The following is a 20,318-nucleotide window of genomic DNA, read 5'->3' on the forward strand; positions in this document are numbered from 1 at the left end:
CTTGACGAGATCGCATCCGGTGAAAGAACCCCGAGCGCAACGGGATTCGAAAGCTTCTCGGTCTTCAACCGTTCGGTGATCAGCGGCTTGCCGAGCACCATCCGCTTGAGCGCATAGCCGATCGACTCCGGTGTTCGCGGCCGGCCGGCTTGCTGTGTGACTGCCACGTACACACTGTGCCAGGCATGCCGGCTTGCCATGCTGAAAGGGCAACGTTTTCCCGCGGGCGATACAGTGGGGGGCGATGACCTCCGTCGTAATCGTCGGCAGCGGGTTCACCGGCTTCGAATGCGCGCGGCGCCTGGCACGTCAGATGCGCAAGCACAGCGCCACGGTGGACGTGACGATCATCTGTCATTCGCGACCTGACGTTGGAGGTGGCAATGGCCGCGTCGGTGACGATGATGATCCCGGCTGTGCTGCGCTACGACTTGCGGGCAACCGACAGCGGCTGGCAGATCAGCCGGCTGCGGGCCTACTGGGAATTGCCGGCGATGATTGCACAATTCCTTGCGCGCGGCGCACGGTCGCTGCCGGCGTCGATGCAACTGTCGTCAGCGCTGCTGCGCAACCAAAGACTCGGCGGCACGGCTGGATTCCTCGCCGCAGTGCGCGGACCGCGGCGGCGCGGCAAACGGCTTGTTCAGGACATGCTGCGCGCGTCCGGTGCCGGAAAGGGCGTCGCCGGGCGCGGCAAGGTGATCGGCGCGGGACAGTTCGTGGCCGCATCCGTCACCACGCCGACCGGGCCGGGGGTGCTGTTCGCCGAGATCGGCCGTGACGGGCGCCGGATCACGCGGCACCGCCTGTTCGCGAACACCTGAGCAGACCGCACCGGCCGGCAGCAGCCCAGACCCCGACAGCTACTCAGGCTTGCTCAGCAGATGAGTCATGTACGCGATCTCGCGTTGCTGCGCGTTGACGATCAGGCTGGCCATGTGGATCGCGTCGGGATCTTCGCCATGGGCGATTTCGGCCTGCGCCATCGTCACGGCGCCCCGGTGATGGCTGATCATCGCGGTGAGCCACAGCTGGTCGAAATCGGGGCCGGCCAGCGAGTTCAGCCTGTTCATGGTGGCTTGATCGACCATGCCTGCCATGCCGCCCATGCTCATGCCGCCGGCCGCCGCACCCCACTGGGTGAGCAACGCGTTGAGCGCTTTGATCTCCGCCTGCTGATCCGCCGCGATGTTCACCGCTATCTCGTGCATGGTCTGATCGGCGGTATGTGTCGGCACCATCGCCGCCATGTCGACGGCCTGCTGATGGTGCGGAATCATGTTCTGGGCGAACACGACGTCGTCGGCGTCGTGGACGGTTGACTGGCTGGGTTGGCTCAAGCCCGGGTGACGGTGCTGCGCGCCACACGCGCTGACCGCGGCGGCGATGAGCAGCGCCACGCCGATGCGGGTTGTCTGCGGCCTCATACCCCATGGTGCCGCACGCAACGCGGTGATCGGGCATTGTTGGGGGCGTGACCGTGGACTCGCTGCTGCAGACGATCCCGCCGCTCGCCGTGTACTTCATCGTGGGTGGGGTCATCGGCATTGAGAGCCTTGGCATTCCACTGCCCGGGGAGATCGTCCTCGTCAGCGCCGCGTTGCTGGCGTCCCACCACGAACTGGCGGTCAACCCCATCGCGGTCGGGGCTGCGGCGGTGGTGGGCGCCGTCGTCGGCGACACCATCGGCTACACGATCGGCCGTCGGTTCGGAATGGCGCTGTTCGACCGGCTCGCAACGCGCTTCCCGAAGCACGTCAACCACGGTCATGTCGCCCTCGGCGAGCGGCTCTTCGCACGCTGGGGCGTATGGGCGGTCTTCTTCGGCCGCTTCATCGCGTTGCTGCGAATTCTGGCCGGCCCGCTCGCCGGGGCGCTGAAGATGCCGTATCCGCAGTTCCTTGCCGCCAACGCCGGCGGCGCCCTGTGTTGGGCCGGCGGCACCACTGCGCTGGTGTACTACATCGGTCTGGCCGCCGAGCGCTGGCTGTCCCGGTTTTCGTGGATCGGCCTCGTGGCCGTCGTGTTGGGCGGCATCACCGTCGCGCTTGTTCTGCGCAACCGCACCGGGCAGGCCCTGGCGGAGCTGGAGGCTGAAGAAGCGCGCGGGAACCCAGGGGAGGGCTGACCACGCGATCACAAGTCCAGCGTGAGGCATTCGCCCTCGCGGGCGCGCGACACGCAAACGAGCATCATCCCATCGCGGCGCTCCGGCTCAGTGAGAAGCGTGTCGCGGTGCTCCACCCGGCCGCCGAGCACCTGCGTCCGGCAGGTGCCGCAGAAGCCCTGCCGGCACGAGTACGGCGCCGGCACCCGGGCACGCCGGAGCGCCGAGAGCAGCGTCTCGTCGGCGCCGACGGCAACAACCTCTCCGGTCGATGCGACCGTCGCCGAGAACGATTCGCCGTCGACCACCGGAGGTGCCGCGAACCGCTCGAAATGCAGTTCGACGTCGTCGCGGCCGGCAAGCCGCGCGCGGATCGCCGTCAGCATCGGGGCGGGTCCGCACGCGTAAACCGCCGTCCCATCGGCACATTCGCCCAGCAGCTCGGGTGCCGTCGGCGCACCGGCAGCCTCGTCGGTGCGGACCTCGACACGCCCGCCGAACCGCGTCACCTCGTCGATGAACGGAAGGCTTTGGGCGCTGCGTCCGACGTAGATCATCGACCAGTCGACGCCGAGACGCTGGGCCAGGTGAAGCATCGGCAGGATCGGGGTGATGCCGATTCCGCCCGCGATGAAGCGGAAACGCCGCGCCGGGGATCCGTAGCCCGGCACGGTCAACGGGAACGCGTTTCGCGGACCGCTGGTCGTGACGGTGGCGCCCAGGTCAAGCGTCTCGTGCACCTCGATCGATCCGCCGCCGCCGTCGGGAATGCGCCGCACCGCAATTCGATAGGAGTCCCATCCGGGATCCCCGCACAGTGAGTACTGACGCACCCGGCCGCTGGGCAGGTGGACATCGATGTGCGCGCCCGGATACCACCGCGGCAGGGGCTCGCCGTCGGCTGCGGCCAGGCGGATCGCGACCACGTCCGCGTCGCGGGCCACCACTCGCCGGTCCACCACCCGCAGCACACGGGTGCGGTCGCGGTGGATCGGCGACGGCACTCGCCTGAGCGATCCGGACAGTCGCCACATCGCCGACACCGCGGCATGCGCGATCCCGATCGACACGTCGTGGCGCGCACGGCCGAAGGTGGTGGGCGGCAGGTCGCGGAACCGGTCGAACGGCGCCATCACAGGTGCGCGGCGCGGGCGGCGGGCGAGCTGGCCAGGTAAGCGACCGCCTGCGCGGTCGACCCCATTTCCTCGGGGGAGAACCCGGGGCGCAGGTATGCGAGCGTGTTCGTGCCGAAGAGCTTGCCGAAGCGGGGCAGAAGCCCCTTCTTGGAATCGAGGTAGCGCAGTCGCTGCATCGTCCACCATCCGAAGTCCACCTCGGGATCGGTTTTCACCAAATACCAGGCGAAGCGCTGAAAGGCCACGAGTATCAGCGTCGCCGCGATCACCATGGCACCCAACCGGTCGGCGTAGCTGTCGCTGAAGTAGGTGGCGACATCGTGGGCGACGTTGCGGTGCTCGACCTCCTCGGCGCCGTGCCAGCGGAACACATCGACGAACGTCGGATGCGCCCCGTAATCGTCCCAGCTGTTGTTCAGCGCGAAGTCGCCGAGGACCGCGGTGTAGTGCTCCAGTGCGGCAATGAACCACAGACGGTCGCACAGCCGGTTGTGCCGGCGCCGCGGATCCGTCGACGTCGACGGGCCCAGCACCCGGGAGAACACGTACTCGACCTGGTCGAGCATCGGCCCGGGGTCAACGCCCCTGGCGACCATGAACTCGCGCAGCGCCCGCTCGTGGACGTCGGCGTGGATAGCCTCCTGGCCAATGAACCCGCGGATGTCCTCGGCCAGTTTGGGGTCTTTCACCAGCGGGAGCGCTTCGCCCAGGGTTGCGACGAACCAGCGTTCGGCCGCCGGCAGGATGACGTTGAGCACGCCGATCAGATCGGACGCGACCGGGTGGCCCGGGATCCAGTGCAGCGGGATGCCGGCGAAGTCGAAGTGCACCCTGCGCGGCTGAATCTGCACCGGCCCCGGATCGACTTCGGCAGCGCTCCGGCCTTCGCTCGCGCCGGGCGCGAAACGTCGTGGTTGCGGCACGGCTCTCAACCTCCTCTGAGGAGCTGAGGATCGAGTTTACTGGGCACCCGCGCGGCGAATTTCGGGCCGCGATGGGTCTCCGCGAGGTGGTGCAGCCGGCGTTGGGCGGCGGGCCACCGGGCGCCTCAAGGCCCCGGTCGAGTCGTAGGAACGCCGGTTTTGCCATCACGTAGCCGGGTAAACGGCGAAACGAGCGCAAGAATCACGAAGGAGCCCGAAATGCCGAAGACAACCAAGACCGGCGCGGCGAAGAAGAGCGAATTGCCGAGCACGCTGAAGAAGTCGGATGCGAAGGCACAGCGGACGTTCGCCAAGGCTCACGATGCGGCCGTCCAGGAATACGGCGAGGGTGAGCCGGCGTACAGGGTGGCCTACAGCGCGCTGAAGCACAGCTACGAAAGGGTCGGCGACCACTGGGAGCCCAAGAGCGACAAGGGACCGTCCGACCAGCGCGCCCGCAGCGGCGGCCCGAACGCCAGGGGCGCGTCGGCCGAGGGCGTCAACGCCAACGCACCCAAGAAGCACCTGATGGACGTCGCGCGCCGACTCGACATCCCCGGCCGTTCGTCGATGAGCAAGGAGGAGCTGGTGTCGGCGCTCCAGAAGGCGAATCGGCGGGTGACCGCCCGAAACCGCTAACTCGTTTCCCCCGGGTGTGATTCGGCGTGCGGCGGCTCGAAAGCTTCCAGCACGTAGCGTTCCTGCTCGAGTGCCATCGCGCGCCGAGCCTTCCTGCGGGTGATGAGGATCCCGACCACGGCCAGCGCCCAGATCGCGTACTGCACCGTCCATGCCAGCCGGAACGCCGGGAAAGAGTATCCGCCTGCCACCCCGATGATCGCGCCCATCGCCTGCATCACCACCAGGGACGCTACGAAGCCGCCGATGTTCACCATGCCCTGGGCGGTGCCGAGGGTGGCGGTGGGGTTGAACGTGCGCGCAAAGTCGAAGCCGACCATCGAGCCGGGACCGCCGACCGAGATCACGACGACCAGCAGGACCAGCAGCCACAGCGGCGCGCGGCCAGGCAGGCCCAGCACGATCGTCCAGATCAGCGCGTTGCTGGAGACGATCATCAGCACCATCCGCGACCTGCGCATCGGATATCGGGCCGTCAGCAACCCGATCACGACGCCCGCGGCGATCGCGGCGACAACAGAGATCGACAGCAGGGCACCGGCGACCCCGGTCGAAACACCTTGAGCCGTCGTCAGATACGGCACTCCCCACATCAGCGCGAACACAGTGACCGAGAATTGGGTGCCCATGTGCGTGAAGAACCCCAGCCGCGTGCCGGGCCGCAGCCACACGGTGCGCACGCCGGCCAGTGTGGCGCGCAGGTTGGTCTTCTCGTCGATGACGACCGCGCCCTCGGGGATGTCGTAGACCAGCGCCAACGTCAGCGCGGCCGACAGCAGGCCGAGGGCGGCCACCGACGTGTACGCAACGGCCCAGCCGGAGTGAAACAGCAGCGCCAGGAACGGGACCGCCGACAGCACCTGGCCCAGCTGACCGCAGATCCCGGTGAGCTGGGTGACGAGCGGCACCTGCTTGGGTCGGAACCAGTGCGGTACCAGCCGCAATACCGAGATGAACGTCACCGCGTCACCAAGGCCGACCACTGCGCGCGCGCCGATCGCGACCGGCAACGAGGCCGTGAGAGCCAGCGTCAGCTGACCCGCCGACATCACCAATGCACCGGAAACGAGCAAAGTCTTGGACCCGAGTTTGTCCAGCAGCACACCGGCGGGTACCTGTGCTGCGGCGTAGACGACGACCTGCAGCACAACGAACGACGACAGCACGCCGGGGCTCGCCGCAAAGCGGTGGGCCGCCTGCAGGCCGGACACCCCGAACGTGGTGCGGTCGAGGACCGCGACGATGTAGGCGAACAGTCCGGTGGACCACACGATCCAGGCACGCAACGAGTCCGCCTTTCGTCGTGACGCGCTAGCCGGGCCTCAGCCGCCGCGCAAGCCGGGTCTCGATCGCGTTGATGGTCAGTGTGCGCAGGGAGAATAGCCATTCCTGGCCGCTCCGAACGTACTCATCGTCGTACCGCAGGTGCCACACCAGGTCGCCGACCTTTTCGCCGCCCTGTTGGGTGCCCCGGCTCCAGTGGTGTGCCACGCAGGTGATCCGACCCAGCGCCCGGTCGGGACCAGATGCGGTGTACACCTCGCCGACGATTGCGTGTTCAGTGCGGTCGACCGCCTCGACGCCCGCCACCGCGGCCCGAATCGCCATTGAGCCGCGATGGCGGGTGACGGGGTCGAGGGATCGCGGCGGGTCGGGGAGGACGAGTTCGGCGTCGTCGGCGAACAAGTCGACGGCGTCGTCGAAATGGCGATCGTCGACCGCGGCCGCATAGCGGTGCACCAGGTCGGCAAGCGCGGGACGGTCCGGGAGTGTCATGTCGGTAACGCCAAGCGCTCGGAGCACGCCGACACGGCGTCCATCGCTTGGCCGAGATCGGCTGTTGGTGGCATTGCCAGTACGATCCGGTCCGCACCGAACTCGGCCAGCCTTGCCGCGCGCTCGGCGTCGATCCTGGTGACGAGGTGACCGAGGGTCAACTCGAGGGCGGCGGGGTCGCGGCCGGCTTGTCTGGCCGCATCACGCATTTCGGTCAGTAGTTCCTCCAGCCGGGAGCCGGCCACACCCAACGGCTGGAAGCCGTCGCCCAGGCGCCCGGCCCGCCGGGCTGCAGCCCGGCTGTGCCCGCCGATGTGGATCGGCAGCCGAACACCCTGCGCGGGTTTGGGGTAGCAGGTGGCGTTGTCGAAGTGGAAGAACTCCCCTCGATAGCTGACGCCGGCCGGGTTGTCGGCCCAGAGCGCGCGGATGACCGCGAGTTGCTCGTCGGCGCGACGGCCGCGGGTGCTGAACGTGGTGCCGCACGCCTCGACCTCCTCTTTCAGCCAGCCGACGCCGACGCACAGCCGCACCCGGCCACCCGACAGCGCGTCGACCGTCGCCACGCGCTTGGCCAGGACGACCGGGTGGTGGTTGGGGAGCACCAGCACGCCGGTGGCGAGTCCGAGGCCGTCGGTGTGGCCGGCGACGAATGCCAGCAGGTCCAGCGGATCGGGGACCGGGCAGTCGGCGGCCAGCTCTACGCGTCCCGACGCGTCGTAGGGATAGACACTGTCGTAGCGGGTCGCCAGCACGGTGTGTTCGACGGCGACGATCGACTCGAAGCCGCATGCCTCAACGTGCCGGGCGAACGGCACCATCCAGTCCGGGTCGGCGGTGACACCGGCGGCCACGGGTGCCAGGACGGCATATTTCATCGGCGAGCCTTCATCTTTCATCGGCGAGCCTTCATCACACCACGCCGTAGCCGCCGTCGACGACCAGCGCCGAGCCGGTGATGTACGAGGCGTTTTCGGTGCACAGGAATGCGATCGCCGACGCGACCTCCTCCGCTGCACCGAAGCGTCCCATCGGGATGTGGTCGAGCTGTTGGCGTTTGAGCTGCGGTACCGCATTCATCGGCGCGGTCATCGGCGTGTCGATCACCCCCGGGACCACCGCGTTCACGCGGATCCCGTCACCGGCCCACCGCATGGCAAGATTGCGGGTGAGTGAGAGGATGCCCGCCTTCGCCGACCCATAGCCGGGCACCAACGGCACCGCACGCAGCGCCGCCATCGATCCGAGCATCAACACGCTCGCGCCGCCTCGGGTCTGCGACGCCTTAAGTGCGCGGTGCAGCGTCAGGGTAAGTCGGGCCGGCCCGAGCAGATTCAGCTCGACCGATGCGGTGAAACCCTCGGCCGTGGCCTCGTCCAGGCCGCCGGGAAAGTTCGCGCCGGCATTGTTGATCAGCACGTCCAGCGTGGGAAAGGCGTGGGCCAAATCGTCGATCGCGGCACGATCGGAAAAGACGACCTGGCGGTAGCCGATGCCGGCCAGCTCCAGGTCGTAGTCCCCAGGTGCCGGCCTGGTGCCGGTGATCGTGACCGCGGCTCCGGCGTCGCGGAACGCAACGGCCGTCGCGTGGCCGATGCCGCTGGTGCCGCCGGTGACCAGCACCGTCGTACCAGTGAAGTCGTAGACGGCCCGGTTCATCATGAGAGGTCCGCGATCTGCTTGCGCAGCCACGCCGTTTCCCAGAAGTTGGTGCTCTCCGCGAGCAAATGGCGATGTGCGGCGATCAGCACATGCCGGGCCCCTTCGTGGTGCGCCTCGACGTCATGGACGATCTCGGCCAGGGAGATCGCGCGCAGCGCGTCGCCCTCGCCCAGCGCCTTGCGGGCCCGGCCGACGATCGCGTCGGCACCGGCCAGTTCGAGCAGATCCGCCGAAACATTGCTCGGTGCCACGGGATAAAGCTCCGTGGTCGAGCGGTGATGGAACCATCCCGCATAGTTCTCCCAAATCGCCCGGACGTCCCACCGCACCATGCCATAGCCCTGGCCGACCTCCAGGTTCGGCGGCAGGGCGATCTGGCGCATCAACGTGTACACGTCCTTGCCGGCATTCATCCCCGCGACCGTCTGGTCGTGGATGTAGGCGACGGCGTCGCGCAGCCGGGTCAGTTCCTCGCGGATCCGCTGCTTGCCCGTGATCGGACCGAAGTGTCCGGTCAGCAGCACGGCGGGTTGCAGGCCCCGCACTGTCTCAATCGACTCGATGACCGTCAGCGCGTCGCGGTAGCGGTCGCCGCGCATCGTGACGAGGTTCGGAACATGACCGAACAGCGCACCGAAGACGTTGCCGCACAAACAAACTCCTTCGTGGGGCAGCCACACCACCAGGCTGTCGGTCGTTTCGCCGCCCGGCGTGGCACGCAGCACGAGTTCGCGGCGGCCCACAGTGAGAGTCAGCTCCTCTTCGACGAGGATCGTCGGGATCGGGCTGCTCTGCGCCGGCAGCGGGCCGCCCGAGCGCGTCTTGGCGTAGTTGACCGCCGTTGAGATGGCGGCCGTCCAGGCGAAGTACGCGTTTGCGCTCCGGAAGGTCAGCAGCTGTTCGTTGTCGCGCCGCCAGGATTCCCAATTCGCCTGTGCGACAATTTCGGTTCCCGGATCGCTGAGCACGTCGGCGCCGCCGACGTGGTCATAGTGGCCCTGGGTGAGGATGATGTAGCGGATCGGGCAGCCGTCGACCGCGTCGTAATTCGCGCGGTGCACCGGCGCCTCGAAGCCCATGCCGGTGTTGACCACGACGCGGCCTTCGCCGGTCACCAGCAGGTACGAATTGGACAGGCCTGGCGACACCCAGATACCGGGGTGGACCTCCTGCGCGGCGGCCGCGTTCGCGCCGATGATCGCCTCGGCGCCCGGGCGGGTCCGGTACACGGGCTGAAACGGGGTCATGGCTCCGGCCTCACGTCGAACCGGTCGAAGTAGAACCCGAACCGCGAGCGGATGTCGTCGGCTGAACACCGGAAGTGGCGTTGCAAGTCGTAGCGAACCTGACCGTGCATGCCGCGGGGGTGGTCGGTGAGGTAGCGCTGCAGCGCGGTACGGGTCGTCTCGGGCAATTCGGTGCCGTTGCGGGCGTACACGTCCTCCAAGACGGCCAGCTCTCTTCCGCCGAGTTGATGGAAGCCGATGTCGACGCTGCGGTCGGCCGGGATCAGGTCGCGGTCGCGCACACAGGCACGCAGGAGCCGCTCGATCCGGTCGGTCCAGTAGTCGATCAGCCCATCAGGGTCAATCGTCTTGCGGCGCATGCGGTCGCCGTAGGCGAGCATTGTCACCGCGGACTGGATCACGGCGGCGGGGTCGCGGTGGGTGAATGCGACAGTGGCGTCGGGGAACGTTCTGATCAGGGGCCCGAGTTGCTCGCAGTGCTGTGGCGACTTCAGCACCCACTGACGGGGGCCGCGCAAGAACGTCAGCGCCCGCAGGACGGTGCGCAGATAGCGGTAGTGGACGTCCTGGTCGAGGCCGAGGTAGTAGTCGCGCCACTGCGGCACCCTGGCGTGCCATTCCAGCACATAGCCGGCGAAGTCGATGTCGAGGAGTTCGACCTCTTCCTCGATGGCCGAGGGGTGGCGGTCGTGCATGGCCTCGGTGTAAGGCGCGGTCTGCTGGACCATGTCGTGCTCGGCGGCGCTGCGGGCGTATCGCGGATCGATGCCGGCCGTGTCGGGGCCCTCTCCCCGCAGCGGGAAGGGCTCCTGGCTCTCCCAGTACGGCAGTGCCCGCCGTCGGGTATCCGCGGCGATCAGGTTCACCAGATGCGTTGTGCCGGAACGTGGGAGGCCGACAACGATGATCGGCCTCTCGATCTCGATTGTGACGATCTCGGGGTAGCGGGCCACCAGGTCGGTGAGCAGCAACCGGCTGGACAGTAGCCGGATGATCCGGTTGCGCAACGTCAACCGGTTCAGGTTCGTGTTGCCGGTGTCAGCCTCGATCGCCGCGACATGGCGCTCCAGCCGGGCCCGGAAGTCGTCGGATCCGAAATCGCCGAGCCCGGTGCGCTTCACGGCCTTTTGGATCAGCGCGTCGGGATCGAGGTCGACGGGCCGCTGCTCGAGGTGATCGAGGATCTGTCGCTGCTGCACGGTGAGGTTCGGAGCCACGAGATCGTCGATCACCAGTGCGGTGTCGGACGTCATCGTTGGAAAACTAGAACTTGTTCTATCGAATGGTCAAGAGCCGTCGGCAGGCGCGGTCTGCGTGCGCATCGCCGCGGCCAGCCGCGCCGCCCGCGGATCGGTGAACACGTCTTCCAGCACCATCCGCCGCCCGCCCGGCCCGGCGAGCGGCACCCGCCAGTTCGGGTACTCGTCGGTGGTGCCCGGCTGGTTTTGGGTCCGACGGTCGCCGACGGCGTCGGTGAGCGACAGTGCCAGTAGCTTCGACGGGGTCCGCCCGAGGTAGCGATGCAGCGCGAGCACAGTCTGCTCGACGTCGGCGTCCTCATCGAGCAGCCCGACCCGCCGCAACTCCGCCCGCCACGCGGCTTGCTCAGCCTCGTCGTTGGCGAGTTCCTCGTCGAACGAGCGGGTCAGCAGTCCAAGCCGGTCACGCAGCCGGACGTGGTCGCCTGCGAGGTAGCCGGCTGTGGGCGGCAGGTCGTGAGTGGTGACGGAGGACAGGCAGTATTCACGCCACCGCTCGGCGTGCAGCGGGCCGCCGGCACCGTCGCGGTCGAGTTCGAACCACAGGATCGAGGTGCCGAAAACTCCGCGCTCACGGAGGTAGTCCCTGACCCAAGGCTCGACGGTGCCGAGGTCCTCGCCGACCACGAGCGCGCCGGCGCGGTGTGCCTCAAGCGCAAGGATGCCGATCATCGCCTCGTGGTCGTAGTAGACATAGGTGCCCGCTGTCGGCGGAGCGCCTTTCGGGATCCACCACAGTCGGAACAGTCCGATGATGTGGTCGACGCGGACGCCGCCCGCGTGCCGCAGTACCGCGTTGATCAGCGCCCGGAACGGGGCGTAAGCGTGCTCGAGCAGCTGATCGGGCCGCCACGGCGGCTGCGACCAGTCCTGACCCTGCTGGTTGAACGCATCCGGCGGCGCTCCCGCCGTCACCCCCAGCGCGAGCACGTCCTGCAGCGCCCACGCGTCCGCGCCGTTGGGATGCACACCGACCGCAAGATCGTGCACGATGCCCAGGCTCATGCCGGCGTCGACGGCGTACGCCTGAGCCGACAACAGCTGCTCGTCGAGCTGCCACTGCAGCCAGCGGTGGAAGTCGATCTCGTCGGCGTGCTCGGCGGCGAACCCGGCGATGCCGTCGCCGTCGGGGTGCTGCAGCGGCCTCGGCCACTCGTGCCAGTCGCCGCCGTACACCTCCGCGAGCGCGGACCATGTCGCGAAGTCATCGAGGGCGCGGCCCTGGCGGGCGCGGAATGCGGCATAAGCGAGCTCACGACCGGCCGACCGTTGCACGCGGTGGACCGCTTCCAGCGCGGTGCGCTTCGCCGCCCACGCCGCGTCGCGGTCGAGGAAGTCGATCCGGTCGGCACCCTTTTGCACGTCGGCACGTATGCGCTGAAGCCGCCCGCGGTGGCGCGTGTAGGCGTACTCCGGGATCGCCTCGACCCGCAGATATAGCGGGTTGGCGAAGCGCCGCGATGTCGGCAGGTACGGCGACGGCTCCATCGGCGCGGTTGGCGCGGCCGCGTGCAACGGATTGACGAGGACGAAGCCCGCCCCGTGCTGCGAGGCCGCCCACACCGCCATGTCGGTCAGATCGGTCAGGTCGCCGATGCCCCAGGACCGCTTCGACCGGACGCTGTAGAGCTGGGTCGCCAGGCCCCACGCGCGGCCGGTGCCCACCGCCAGCGACGACGGTGTGACGATGACCGGCGCAGTGGTCTCGTGGCCGCCCGCGCTGACATGCAGCCGGTGATATCCGAGCGGCACATCGGGCGGCAGCTCGAAGGTAGCCTCGCCGATCAGGCGGCCGTCGAGGTCGTACGGGGGAGTGAAGTTGTCGAGCTGGCGCAGCTCGGTGCGGACCTCGCCGTCCTCCAGGCGGATCCACAGACCCACCGGGTGGCCGTGGGTCACGTGCACCCAGAACGGCGTCGGGGCCCCCGCCCTCGCCACGATCACGCGGGGCAGGGCGCGCGTCCAGTGGGCACAGTCGTACTCGCGCAGCGCCTCGAGGCGTTCGTCTTCGGTCGCCGCGGCCAGTCCGAGGGCGGCGAGCACCGCGATCAGCGTTTCCTCCGCCACGACCACGTCATTGCCGTTCGCGTCGTCGTACTCGGTCGCCACACCGTAGCGGCGGGCCAGCTCGACAAGCGACGGCGGGTGCGCAACCATACCGGCAATCTTCGCTCACGAGGCGGTGGCGGCGCGGCGGAGCACATCGGGTTGGGTGGACCAGACATGGAGGCGACCTGCCAGTCAGCGCTCGATCGGCGTGGCCGGCAGGCATCACCGGTCACGATCGGAAAAGATGTCCGAATGATCTCGCCGCTACTCGTTAGAACCGGGAGTGAACAGGAATCGTGAGAGGGATATGACAACCGACACCACCGTGGTCGAGACCACCTGCGGCCCGGTGCGCGGCAGCGACGACGGACGGGTCAAGGCGTGGAAGGGCGTTCGCTACGCCGCCGCGCCGGTCGGTGACCTGCGCTGGCGCGCGCCCGAGCCTCCCAAGCCGTGGACCGAGGTCGTGGACGCGGTGGCCTTCGGTCCCGTCTGCCCGCAACCTATAGAGCCGACGATCCCCGTCGACCTCGGCGCGCCGCAGGGCGAGGACTGCCTGACGCTGAACATCTGGGCGTCTTCAGCCACCGAGCCTGGCGACGCCAAACCGGTGATGGTGTGGGTCCACGGCGGCGCCTACATCTTCGGTGCGGCGAGCCAGCCCCTCTACGACGGCAGCGTCCTCGCGGGCAGTGCGGATGTGCTCGTGGTGACTGTCAACTACCGGCTCGGCGCGCTCGGTTTTCTCGATCTGTCCTCCTTCAACACGCCCAAGCGGCGATTCGACTCCAACCTCGGGCTCCGCGATGTACTGCACGCGCTGCACTGGGTGCGCGACAACATCGCCGCGTTCGGCGGAGATCCGCAGCGGGTGACCCTGTTCGGCGAATCCGCCGGTGGCGGAGTGATCACCACGCTCCTGACGGTCCCCGCAGCGGAAGCTCTGTTCTCGGGTGCCATCGCGCAGAGCTCGCCCGCCACCTCCGTGTATGACGGCTCACGCGGCCGCCGCGTCGCCGGGATGATGCTCGCCAGGCTCGGCATCGACGGGGCGGAGGTGAACCGGCTGTCTCAGACGCCGACCGCGTCGCTGATCGCCGCGTCAAAACAGGTCTTCGACGCGGTGCCAGTCCAGACGCCCGGCACGCTGGCCTTCGCGCCGATCGTCGACGGCGACCTGGTGCCGGATTACCCGGTCAAGCTCGCCCGCGAGGGCCGCTCGCATCCCGTGCCGCTCATCATCGGGACCAACAAGCACGAGGCTGCGCTGTTCCGCTGGATGAAATCGCCGCTGATGCCGATCACCCCGCCCGCGATCAAGGCCATGTTCGCCGAAATCGCGGCCGAGCAGCCGAGTCTGCAGCTGCCCTCAGAAGCGCAGATCGGGTCCGTCTATGGGGGCATTCGGGTCAAAGCGCGGGGCATGGGAGTGGCGCGCGACGTCGGTTTCCGGATGCCATCGGTGTGGCTGGCCGAGGGGCACAGCACCGTCGCGCCGGTCTACCTGTATCGGTTCGACTGGGCGACGCCGATGCTGAAGCTCATGCGCATCGGTGCCACGCACGCCACCGAATTACCCTATGTTTGGGGAAATCTCGTGCAGGGGCCGAAGGACGTCACGTTCCGCCTAGGCGGTCTGAAGACCGGGAAGGCCGTGTCGGCACGCATGCAGGCGCGTTGGCTGAACTTCGCGACACAAGCCAAGCCGACAGGGCTGAACGGCGAACCGGAATGGGTTTCCTACCACGCGGCCGACCGCGCGTGCCTGATCATCGACAGGCAGGATGCAGTGGTCAACGACATCGACGTGCACATCCGCGCAGCCTGGGGGGGCGAGGTGCTGAACTTCAGGTAGTGCGGTGGTCAGTTCACCCGGTGGTACCCATCACGGCGTTGATGTCGTCGACACTGAGCAACAGCCCGTCCAGCGCGGACGGCGGCACGGGCTTCGGGGTGGGATGCGTGGCGCTGACGCCGCCCGAGCACCCACCCAGGGTGATTCCCACCGCGAGCGCGGCGACGGCATGTCTGAACAAGCAGCCTCCTCAAGTCAATGGAACTGATAGCGGCTGCCGGTTAACAGCGGGTGACGCCGCCTCGCCCGGCCCGCGCCGACCGGTTACCCGCGCGTTAAACTTCCTCCGGAGGTGCAATCAGGTGGACGGCCTACGGGCATTTGTCGACGTGCTGCCGCCGCAGATGCGCGACCCGGTGCTGTTGGCGGTGCCGTTCTTCCTGTTGCTGCTGATCCTGGAATGGAGCGCCGCGCGCCAGCTCGAGCACCTCGAAGCCCGCGAAAGGCCCCCGTCGGGAGCGTTTCACAGCCGCGACGCGTGGGCCAGCATCTCGATGGGCCTGGTGTCGGTGGCCACCACGGCGGCCTGGAAATTCGTCGCGCTGCTGGGCTATGCCGCGATCTACGCCTACGTCGCGCCGTGGCATCTGTCGGCGCACGAGTGGTCCACATGGGTGATCGCGATCCTGGGCGTCGACCTGCTGTTCTACACGTATCACCGCATTGCCCACCGGGTCCGGCTGATCTGGGCCACCCACCAGTCGCATCACTCGAGCGAGTACTTCAACTTCGCCACCGCGCTGCGCCAGAAGTGGAACAACAGCGGCGAGATCCTGATGTGGATCCCGTTGCCGCTGCTGGGGATTCCGCCGTGGATGGTGTTCGCCAGCTTCTCGGTCAACCTCATCTACCAGTTCTGGGTGCACACCGAGCGGATCGACAAGCTGTGGGGGCCGATCGAGTTCGTCTTCAATACCCCATCGCACCACCGCGTGCACCACGGGATGGACCCGGAGTACCTGGATAAGAACTACGCCGGCATCTTCATCATCTGGGATCGCCTCTTCGGCAGCTTCCAGCGCGAGTTGTGCCGGCCGCATTACGGCCTGACCAAGCCGGTCAACACGTTCAACATCTGGAAACTTCAGACACACGAGTACGTCGCGATCGCGCGGGACGTTCGGTCCGCCAGGCGGCTGCGGGACAAGCTCGGCTACATCTTCGGCCCGCCGGGTTGGCAGCCCGCGGAGGCCGTCCGGCCCGGCATCCCCGCGACGACGACCGCGTCCTGAAGGCCGAAAGCCGGCAGCCGCGCTGAGCGTGCGCGCCGAGTCATTCGGGCAGCGAGGGTGTGCGCCGTCCCCGACGAGGCGGTAACGAGCTGGCTAATCGTGCCGATGTGCCTACCAGTGGGGTACCACGGGACCCAAGCGGGTATCACGGCCGCTGACGAGTCTGGTCGTGCCCGCCCGGTGAACCGCCGGTACCGTACGGGCAGTACCGGCCAGCCTGCCTGGTCCTCGACCGATCGGAGACGCCGTGCGCCGACGCAGTTTGCGCGCCCTCGGAACGGCCGCGGCCACCGTCGCCGCGCTGCTGATATCAGCCGCCCCCGCGCAGGCCGCCCCGGTGGCGGTCTTCCCGGGCATGGAGATTCACCAGGACAACAACCTGTGCACCCTGGGCTACGTCGACCCCAACCTCAAGGTCGCGTTCACCGCCGGACATTGCCGAGGCAGCGGCAACGTCACCGACAAGGACGGCAACTTCATCGGTGGAATGGCGGTGTACCGCGACAACACCCCGGATGGTTCGACCGTGTCGACGACCGATTCGATCTTCGACTACGAAGGCATCGGGCTGGCCAACGACGCGATGCCCAACAATGTCCTGCCGGGTGGCCGCGTCCTGGTCTCCGATCCAACGGTGGTCCTGAAGCCGGGGGAGCCGGTATGCCACTTCGGCGTCACCACCGGCGAAAGCTGCGGAACCGTCGAGGCGGTCAACAACGGCTGGTTCACGATGACGCACGGCATCGTCAGCCAGAAAGGCGACTCCGGGGGCCCGGTCTACGTGCTGACCGACGACGGGCGCGCGCTGCTCGTCGGCCTGTTCAACAGCACTTGGGGCAACATCCCTGCCGCGGTGTCGTGGCAGGCGATCCGACAGCAGGCGTCCGATGACGTGCGCTCCGCGCTGTCGGCGCAGGCCACGCCTCAGCCGCCCGCGACCTGACGCACGACCCGAAAGACCGGTATCGACGGTGCCGCGGCGCGCAGCTCCTGGTCGCTGGACTGCGGCGTCAACCCGGCGACGTGCCCCTTGACCTGCCAGAACCAGCGGTCGAGATACCGCTCGAGCAACGCCGGCTTGGCGTCGTCGGCCACTTCGGCGATCGGTACCTGATCCGTGCGCCAGCGGGGTCCCAGTTCGACCGCTCCGGCGGCGCGGGCGTTGCGTGCCCACTGTGTGTCGCCGCGCGGCGAGACGACATAGTCCTGGCCGTCGACCGTCAGCAGGTTGATCACAACGCCGCGGCGCTTGCCGGTCTTCCGGCCGCGAACCCGTAGCGCCCTGGTTCCGCCGATGCCGATGCCGATCTCGGCAAGTCCCCGGATCACCTCGTTGAACGCCCGCGCCACCATGTTTGGCCGGTCGTACCGTTGCGACATCGCGCTTCCCTTCCGCTGGCCGACAGGTCATATGAGAGCGGCGCTCTCGAAGAAGGGTGGCACAACTCGCCCCGAAAATCAAGAGCACCGATCTCGCTTCGTGCGAGAATCGGTGACGTGGGCAAACGTCAAGCCAGCCGGGAGCGCATCGAGGCTCGCATCATCGAGCTCGGCCGGCAGCATCTCGTGACGGAGGGGGCAGCCGGCCTTTCCCTGCGCGCGATCGCCCGCGACCTCGGGATGGTGTCGTCGGCCGTCTACCGGTACGTGGCCAGCCGGGACGAGTTGCTCACCCTGTTGCTCGTCGACGCCTACTCCGACCTCGCCGATGCGGTAGACGACACACGCGAAACAGTCCGGGGCGGGTGGCGCGACGAAGTGCTCGCGATCGCCCGTGCCATGCGCCGATGGGCGCTCGAGCAGCCGGCGAGTTGGGCGTTGCTGTACGGCAGCCCGGTGCCCGGCTACCGCGCGCCCGCCGAACGCACAACCGGTCCCGGTACGCGGGTCATCGCCGCCCTGCTCTCGGCCGTGGCCGACGGCGTGATCGCCGGGGATGTACGGCTCTCGGATGCCGCCGGCCGCCGCACCTCGGCCGACTTCGACCGGATCCACGAAGAGTTCGCATTCCCGGGCGATGACGAGGTGCTGTCGAAGTGCTTCCTGGCGTGGGCCGGCATCATCGGCGCCATCAGCCTCGAGGTGTTCGGCCAGTACGGCGCCGACACGCTGACGACGCCCCATGCGCTGTTCGACACGCAGGTGCGGCTGCTGATCGAGGTGCTGAGCGGCTGACCCGGTGAACTAGAACACGTTCCAGTCGGGCGGGTATCCTTCGAGCGATGAGCTCTGCTGTCCGAACACCTGTCCAGGTTGCGTGGGTCACCGCCGGGCTGGACGCCACCGAAGCCGCCCTTTCCGGGCTGCTCGGCGCCAAGAAATGGGTGCGGCTGCCGGGCGTGCATTTCGGGCCGGACACGTGCAGCTACCGTGGCACGCCCGCGGACTTCGTCGCCGACATCTCATTGAGCTACGCGGGCGAAATGCAACTGGAGCTCATCGCGCCGGTGAGCGGCGAGAGCATCTACACCGAATTCCTCCGCGAGGCCGGGCCGGGACTGCACCACATCTGCGTCGAGGCCGACAACTTCGCCGACGCGCTCGAGGAGGCGCAGGCCGCCGGCGCCACCGTCGTCCAGCGGGGCGTGATGCCCGGCGGCATGGAGTTCGCCTATGTCTCCGCGCAGCTGGCCGGCGTGCCGTACCTGGAGATTGCGCACGTCTCGCCGGAGATCCGGGCGTTCTTCGACTACGTGAAACAGGAGCAGCAGTGAGCACTGGCAGTGAAATCCCCGCGACTTTGCGCGCCACCGACGTCGAGTCGTGGTCGGACGACGTCGACGTGGTCGTGATCGGGTTCGGTATCGCCGGCGGGTGCGCGGCGGTCAGTGCGGCCGCGGCAGGCGCGCGCGTGCTGGTGCTGGAGCGCGCGGCCGCGGCGGGCGGGACCACCGCCATGGCCGGCGGGCAGTTCTACCTCGGCGGCGGCACCGCCGTCCAGCAGGCCACAGGTCACAGCGATTCGGCGGACGAGATGTACAAGTACCTGGTGGCGGTGTCGTTGGAGCCGGAGCACGACAAGATCCGGGCCTACTGCGACGGCAGCGTCGAGCACTTCAACTGGTTGGAGGACTTGGGTTTTCAGTTCGAGCGCAGCTTCTACCCCGAGAAGGCGATCGTCCAGCCCAACACCGAGGGGCTGATGTTCACAGGCAACGAGCTGGTGTGGCCGTTCAAGGACATGGCGGTGCCTGCGCCGCGCGGGCACAAGGTGCCGGTACCCGGCGAAACCGGCGGTGCCGGCATGATCATCGACCTGCTGGTCAAGCGGGCTCACAACCTCGGCGTGCAGATCCGCTACGAAACCGGCGCGACGGGACTGGTGCTCGATGACGGGGTGGTCGTCGGCGTGACCTGGAAGCACTTCAACGACACCGGCGCCATCCGGGCCAATGCGGTCGTCATCGCGGCAGGCGGTTTTGTGATGAACCCGGAGATGGTCGCCGAGTACACCCCGGAACTCGGTGCAAAGCGGCGACGCAAGAGCGGCAGCTTCGCCGAACCCTACGTGCTGGGAAACACCTACGACGACGGCCTCGGAATCCGGCTCGGGGTGTCCGCCGGGGGCGCCACCAAGCACATGAATCAGGTCTTTATCACCGCGGCCGCGTATCCACCCTCGATCCTCTTGACCGGGATCATCGTCAACAAGCTCGGCGATCGCTTCGTCGCAGAGGACTCCTACCATTCCCGCACATCAGGTTTCGTGATGGATCAGCCCGACAGCGCTGCGTTCCTGATCGTCGACGAGGCGCACATGGAGCGTCCGCAGTTTCCGCTGATCCGGTTCATCGACGGCTGGGAGACTGTTGAGGAGATGGAGCAGGCGCTCGGAATTCCAAAGGGCAAGCTGGTGGCTTCGCTGAACCGCTACAACGAGAACGCTGCCCGCGGCGAGGATCCTGACTTCCACAAGCAGCCGGAATACCTTGCGCCGCAGGACAAAGGTCCATGGGGCGCGTTCGACCTGTCGCTGGGCAAGGCCATGTATTCAGGCTTCACCGTTGGCGGGCTGGCGACCAACGTCGACGGGCAGGTGCTGCGCCAGAACGGCAGCGTTGTGCCGGGCCTGTACGCCGCGGGCGCGTGCGCGTCGAACATCGCCCAGGACGGAAAGGGTTATGCCAGCGGTACCCAGCTGGGAGAGGGCTCGTTCTTCGGCCGCCGCGCCGGAGCGCACGCGGCAAAGGCGGCCGGTGAGCGAAACACACAGCGGCGGTGAGCAATCCCGCTTTTGCGCTTACCGCGGATCTATTCTGTTATCAGGTTGCTGCTAACTTCTAGGTCAGCAGGGCACGCACCGGTTTCCGTTCCAAACCCAGCCGGCGCCGCAGCCCATGCTGCCGGTCGTGCCCTGACAGTCGAGCGGCTGGATCACAGGCGTCGGGTTCGGGGTGTAAGTCGTCGTGTCATGGGAAGATTGCGCTGCCTGC

The 20,318-nt window shown here is 67.9% G+C and carries 22 protein-coding genes and 1 pseudogene; 10 read left to right on the plus strand and 13 right to left on the minus strand.

Annotated elements, in window-relative coordinates; genetic code table 11:
• Positions 1-200: hypothetical protein (locus tag VKG81_RS17450; RefSeq protein ID WP_324397805.1), on the minus strand; the 200-nt coding region annotated here is incomplete at its 3' end.
• Between the two features lie 44 nt (positions 201-244).
• Here VKG81_RS17450 and VKG81_RS21580 point away from each other — a divergent pair.
• Positions 245-382, plus strand: a pseudogene (locus VKG81_RS21580) (NAD(P)/FAD-dependent oxidoreductase); the annotation flags it as partial.
• A 1-nt stretch (position 383) separates the two neighbouring features.
• A complete protein-coding gene (locus tag VKG81_RS17455; protein ID WP_324397834.1) occupies positions 384-824 on the plus strand; it encodes a hypothetical protein in 441 nt (146 codons plus the stop codon).
• A gap of 39 nt (positions 825-863) precedes the next feature.
• Here the strand turns inward: VKG81_RS17455 and VKG81_RS17460 are convergent, their stop codons facing one another.
• The gene (locus tag VKG81_RS17460; protein WP_324397806.1) at positions 864-1,427 is read right to left on the minus strand and encodes a DUF305 domain-containing protein; all 564 of its coding nucleotides are present in this window, start codon (positions 1,425-1,427) and stop codon (positions 864-866) included.
• A 47-nt stretch (positions 1,428-1,474) separates the two neighbouring features.
• Here VKG81_RS17460 and VKG81_RS17465 point away from each other — a divergent pair, with 47 nt between their 5' ends.
• Positions 1,475-2,128: a DedA family protein gene (locus VKG81_RS17465; protein WP_324397807.1), complete on the plus strand. Its 654-nt coding sequence runs from the start codon at positions 1,475-1,477 to the stop codon at positions 2,126-2,128.
• A gap of 8 nt (positions 2,129-2,136) precedes the next feature.
• On the opposite strand, the gene VKG81_RS17470 is transcribed toward VKG81_RS17465, so the two are convergent.
• Positions 2,137-3,240 carry a PDR/VanB family oxidoreductase gene (locus tag VKG81_RS17470; protein ID WP_324397808.1) on the minus strand — a complete coding sequence of 368 codons (1,104 nt, stop codon included), beginning with the start codon at positions 3,238-3,240 and terminating at the stop codon, positions 2,137-2,139.
• Positions 3,240-4,166, minus strand: coding sequence for a metal-dependent hydrolase (locus tag VKG81_RS17475; protein ID WP_324397809.1), 927 nt, complete (start codon positions 4,164-4,166; stop codon positions 3,240-3,242). Before VKG81_RS17475 ends, VKG81_RS17470 begins: the two co-directional genes overlap by 1 nt.
• 219 nt (positions 4,167-4,385) lie before the next feature.
• On the opposite strand from VKG81_RS17475, the gene VKG81_RS17480 reads away from it, so the two are divergent.
• On the plus strand, positions 4,386-4,805 hold the full coding sequence (locus tag VKG81_RS17480) for a ChaB family protein (RefSeq protein WP_324397810.1): 420 nt from the start codon (positions 4,386-4,388) through the stop codon (positions 4,803-4,805).
• Here VKG81_RS17480 and VKG81_RS17485 read toward each other — a convergent pair.
• From VKG81_RS17485 to malQ, 7 genes are read right to left on the minus strand one after another with little or no spacing between them, the layout of a single operon-like run.
• Positions 4,802-6,091, minus strand: a complete 1,290-nt coding sequence (locus VKG81_RS17485; RefSeq protein ID WP_324397811.1) for an MFS transporter — start codon at positions 6,089-6,091, stop codon at positions 4,802-4,804. The two genes, VKG81_RS17480 and VKG81_RS17485, sit on opposite strands and share 4 nt — an antisense overlap.
• A gap of 25 nt (positions 6,092-6,116) precedes the next feature.
• Positions 6,117-6,581, minus strand: coding sequence for a nuclear transport factor 2 family protein (locus VKG81_RS17490; protein WP_324397812.1), 465 nt, complete (start codon positions 6,579-6,581; stop codon positions 6,117-6,119).
• The gene (locus VKG81_RS17495; RefSeq protein WP_324397813.1) at positions 6,578-7,459 is read right to left on the minus strand and encodes an LLM class F420-dependent oxidoreductase; all 882 of its coding nucleotides are present in this window, start codon (positions 7,457-7,459) and stop codon (positions 6,578-6,580) included. Before VKG81_RS17495 ends, VKG81_RS17490 begins: the two co-directional genes overlap by 4 nt.
• Before the next feature lie 34 nt (positions 7,460-7,493).
• Positions 7,494-8,243 carry an SDR family oxidoreductase gene (locus VKG81_RS17500; RefSeq protein ID WP_324397814.1) on the minus strand — a complete coding sequence of 250 codons (750 nt, stop codon included), beginning with the start codon at positions 8,241-8,243 and terminating at the stop codon, positions 7,494-7,496.
• Positions 8,240-9,490, minus strand: coding sequence for an MBL fold metallo-hydrolase (locus VKG81_RS17505; protein ID WP_324397815.1), 1,251 nt, complete (start codon positions 9,488-9,490; stop codon positions 8,240-8,242). Before VKG81_RS17505 ends, VKG81_RS17500 begins: the two co-directional genes overlap by 4 nt.
• The gene (locus VKG81_RS17510; RefSeq protein WP_324397816.1) at positions 9,487-10,743 is read right to left on the minus strand and encodes a sulfotransferase; all 1,257 of its coding nucleotides are present in this window, start codon (positions 10,741-10,743) and stop codon (positions 9,487-9,489) included. Before VKG81_RS17510 ends, VKG81_RS17505 begins: the two co-directional genes overlap by 4 nt.
• Positions 10,744-10,776: 33 nt before the next feature.
• Positions 10,777-12,906, minus strand: coding sequence for a 4-alpha-glucanotransferase (malQ, locus tag VKG81_RS17515; RefSeq protein WP_324397817.1), 2,130 nt, complete (start codon positions 12,904-12,906; stop codon positions 10,777-10,779).
• Positions 12,907-13,105: 199 nt separating this feature from the next.
• Between malQ and VKG81_RS17520 the strand changes: the two genes are divergently transcribed.
• Positions 13,106-14,653: a carboxylesterase/lipase family protein gene (locus VKG81_RS17520; protein WP_324397818.1), complete on the plus strand. Its 1,548-nt coding sequence runs from the start codon at positions 13,106-13,108 to the stop codon at positions 14,651-14,653.
• A gap of 13 nt (positions 14,654-14,666) precedes the next feature.
• Here VKG81_RS17520 and VKG81_RS17525 read toward each other — a convergent pair whose 3' ends face one another.
• Entirely contained in the window at positions 14,667-14,834 is a 168-nt protein-coding gene (locus VKG81_RS17525; RefSeq protein ID WP_324397819.1) for a hypothetical protein, read from the minus strand.
• A 163-nt stretch (positions 14,835-14,997) separates the two neighbouring features.
• Here VKG81_RS17525 and VKG81_RS17530 point away from each other — a divergent pair, with 163 nt between their 5' ends.
• Both VKG81_RS17530 and VKG81_RS17535 read left to right on the plus strand, forming a co-directional pair.
• The gene (locus VKG81_RS17530; RefSeq protein WP_324397833.1) at positions 14,998-15,885 is read left to right on the plus strand and encodes a sterol desaturase family protein; all 888 of its coding nucleotides are present in this window, start codon (positions 14,998-15,000) and stop codon (positions 15,883-15,885) included.
• 247 nt (positions 15,886-16,132) lie between these two features.
• Positions 16,133-16,828, plus strand: coding sequence for a hypothetical protein (locus tag VKG81_RS17535; protein WP_324397820.1), 696 nt, complete (start codon positions 16,133-16,135; stop codon positions 16,826-16,828).
• Here the strand turns inward: VKG81_RS17535 and VKG81_RS17540 are convergent.
• Entirely contained in the window at positions 16,810-17,265 is a 456-nt protein-coding gene (locus VKG81_RS17540) for a nitroreductase/quinone reductase family protein (RefSeq protein WP_324397821.1), read from the minus strand. The two genes, VKG81_RS17535 and VKG81_RS17540, sit on opposite strands and share 19 nt — an antisense overlap.
• Before the next feature lie 117 nt (positions 17,266-17,382).
• Here VKG81_RS17540 and VKG81_RS17545 point away from each other — a divergent pair, with 117 nt between their 5' ends.
• From VKG81_RS17545 to VKG81_RS17555, 3 genes are read left to right on the plus strand one after another with little or no spacing between them, the layout of a single operon-like run.
• Positions 17,383-18,060 carry a TetR/AcrR family transcriptional regulator gene (locus VKG81_RS17545; RefSeq protein ID WP_324397822.1) on the plus strand — a complete coding sequence of 226 codons (678 nt, stop codon included), beginning with the start codon at positions 17,383-17,385 and terminating at the stop codon, positions 18,058-18,060.
• 47 nt (positions 18,061-18,107) lie between these two features.
• Entirely contained in the window at positions 18,108-18,599 is a 492-nt protein-coding gene (locus VKG81_RS17550) for a VOC family protein (protein ID WP_324397823.1), read from the plus strand.
• Positions 18,596-20,107 carry an FAD-binding protein gene (locus tag VKG81_RS17555; protein ID WP_324397824.1) on the plus strand — a complete coding sequence of 504 codons (1,512 nt, stop codon included), beginning with the start codon at positions 18,596-18,598 and terminating at the stop codon, positions 20,105-20,107. Before VKG81_RS17550 ends, VKG81_RS17555 begins: the two co-directional genes overlap by 4 nt.
• Positions 20,108-20,318: the final 211 nt, after the last annotated feature.

The sequence above is a fragment of the Mycobacterium sp. genome, from assembly GCF_035314905.1.
GTDB lineage: Bacteria > Actinomycetota > Actinomycetes > Mycobacteriales > Mycobacteriaceae > Mycobacterium.

Bases quoted from the DNA above. Each gene is read 5' to 3' on its own strand.
- VKG81_RS17455 (WP_324397834.1), top strand. From the start codon at position 384: ATGGCCGCGTCGGTGACGATGATGATCCCGGCTGTGCTGCGCTACGAC.
- VKG81_RS17460 (WP_324397806.1), bottom strand. From the start codon at position 1,427: ATGAGGCCGCAGACAACCCGCATCGGCGTGGCGCTGCTCATCGCCGCC.
- VKG81_RS17470 (WP_324397808.1), bottom strand. From the start codon at position 3,240: ATGGCGCCGTTCGACCGGTTCCGCGACCTGCCGCCCACCACCTTCGGC.
- VKG81_RS17480 (WP_324397810.1), top strand. From the start codon at position 4,386: ATGCCGAAGACAACCAAGACCGGCGCGGCGAAGAAGAGCGAATTGCCG.
- VKG81_RS17490 (WP_324397812.1), bottom strand. From the start codon at position 6,581: ATGACACTCCCGGACCGTCCCGCGCTTGCCGACCTGGTGCACCGCTAT.
- VKG81_RS17495 (WP_324397813.1), bottom strand. From the start codon at position 7,459: ATGAAATATGCCGTCCTGGCACCCGTGGCCGCCGGTGTCACCGCCGAC.
- VKG81_RS17500 (WP_324397814.1), bottom strand. From the start codon at position 8,243: ATGATGAACCGGGCCGTCTACGACTTCACTGGTACGACGGTGCTGGTC.
- VKG81_RS17505 (WP_324397815.1), bottom strand. From the start codon at position 9,490: ATGACCCCGTTTCAGCCCGTGTACCGGACCCGCCCGGGCGCCGAGGCG.
- VKG81_RS17510 (WP_324397816.1), bottom strand. From the start codon at position 10,743: ATGACGTCCGACACCGCACTGGTGATCGACGATCTCGTGGCTCCGAAC.
- malQ (WP_324397817.1), bottom strand. From the start codon at position 12,906: ATGGTTGCGCACCCGCCGTCGCTTGTCGAGCTGGCCCGCCGCTACGGT.
- VKG81_RS17520 (WP_324397818.1), top strand. From the start codon at position 13,106: ATGACAACCGACACCACCGTGGTCGAGACCACCTGCGGCCCGGTGCGC.
- VKG81_RS17530 (WP_324397833.1), top strand. From the start codon at position 14,998: ATGCGCGACCCGGTGCTGTTGGCGGTGCCGTTCTTCCTGTTGCTGCTG.
- VKG81_RS17540 (WP_324397821.1), bottom strand. From the start codon at position 17,265: ATGTCGCAACGGTACGACCGGCCAAACATGGTGGCGCGGGCGTTCAAC.
- VKG81_RS17550 (WP_324397823.1), top strand. From the start codon at position 18,108: ATGAGCTCTGCTGTCCGAACACCTGTCCAGGTTGCGTGGGTCACCGCC.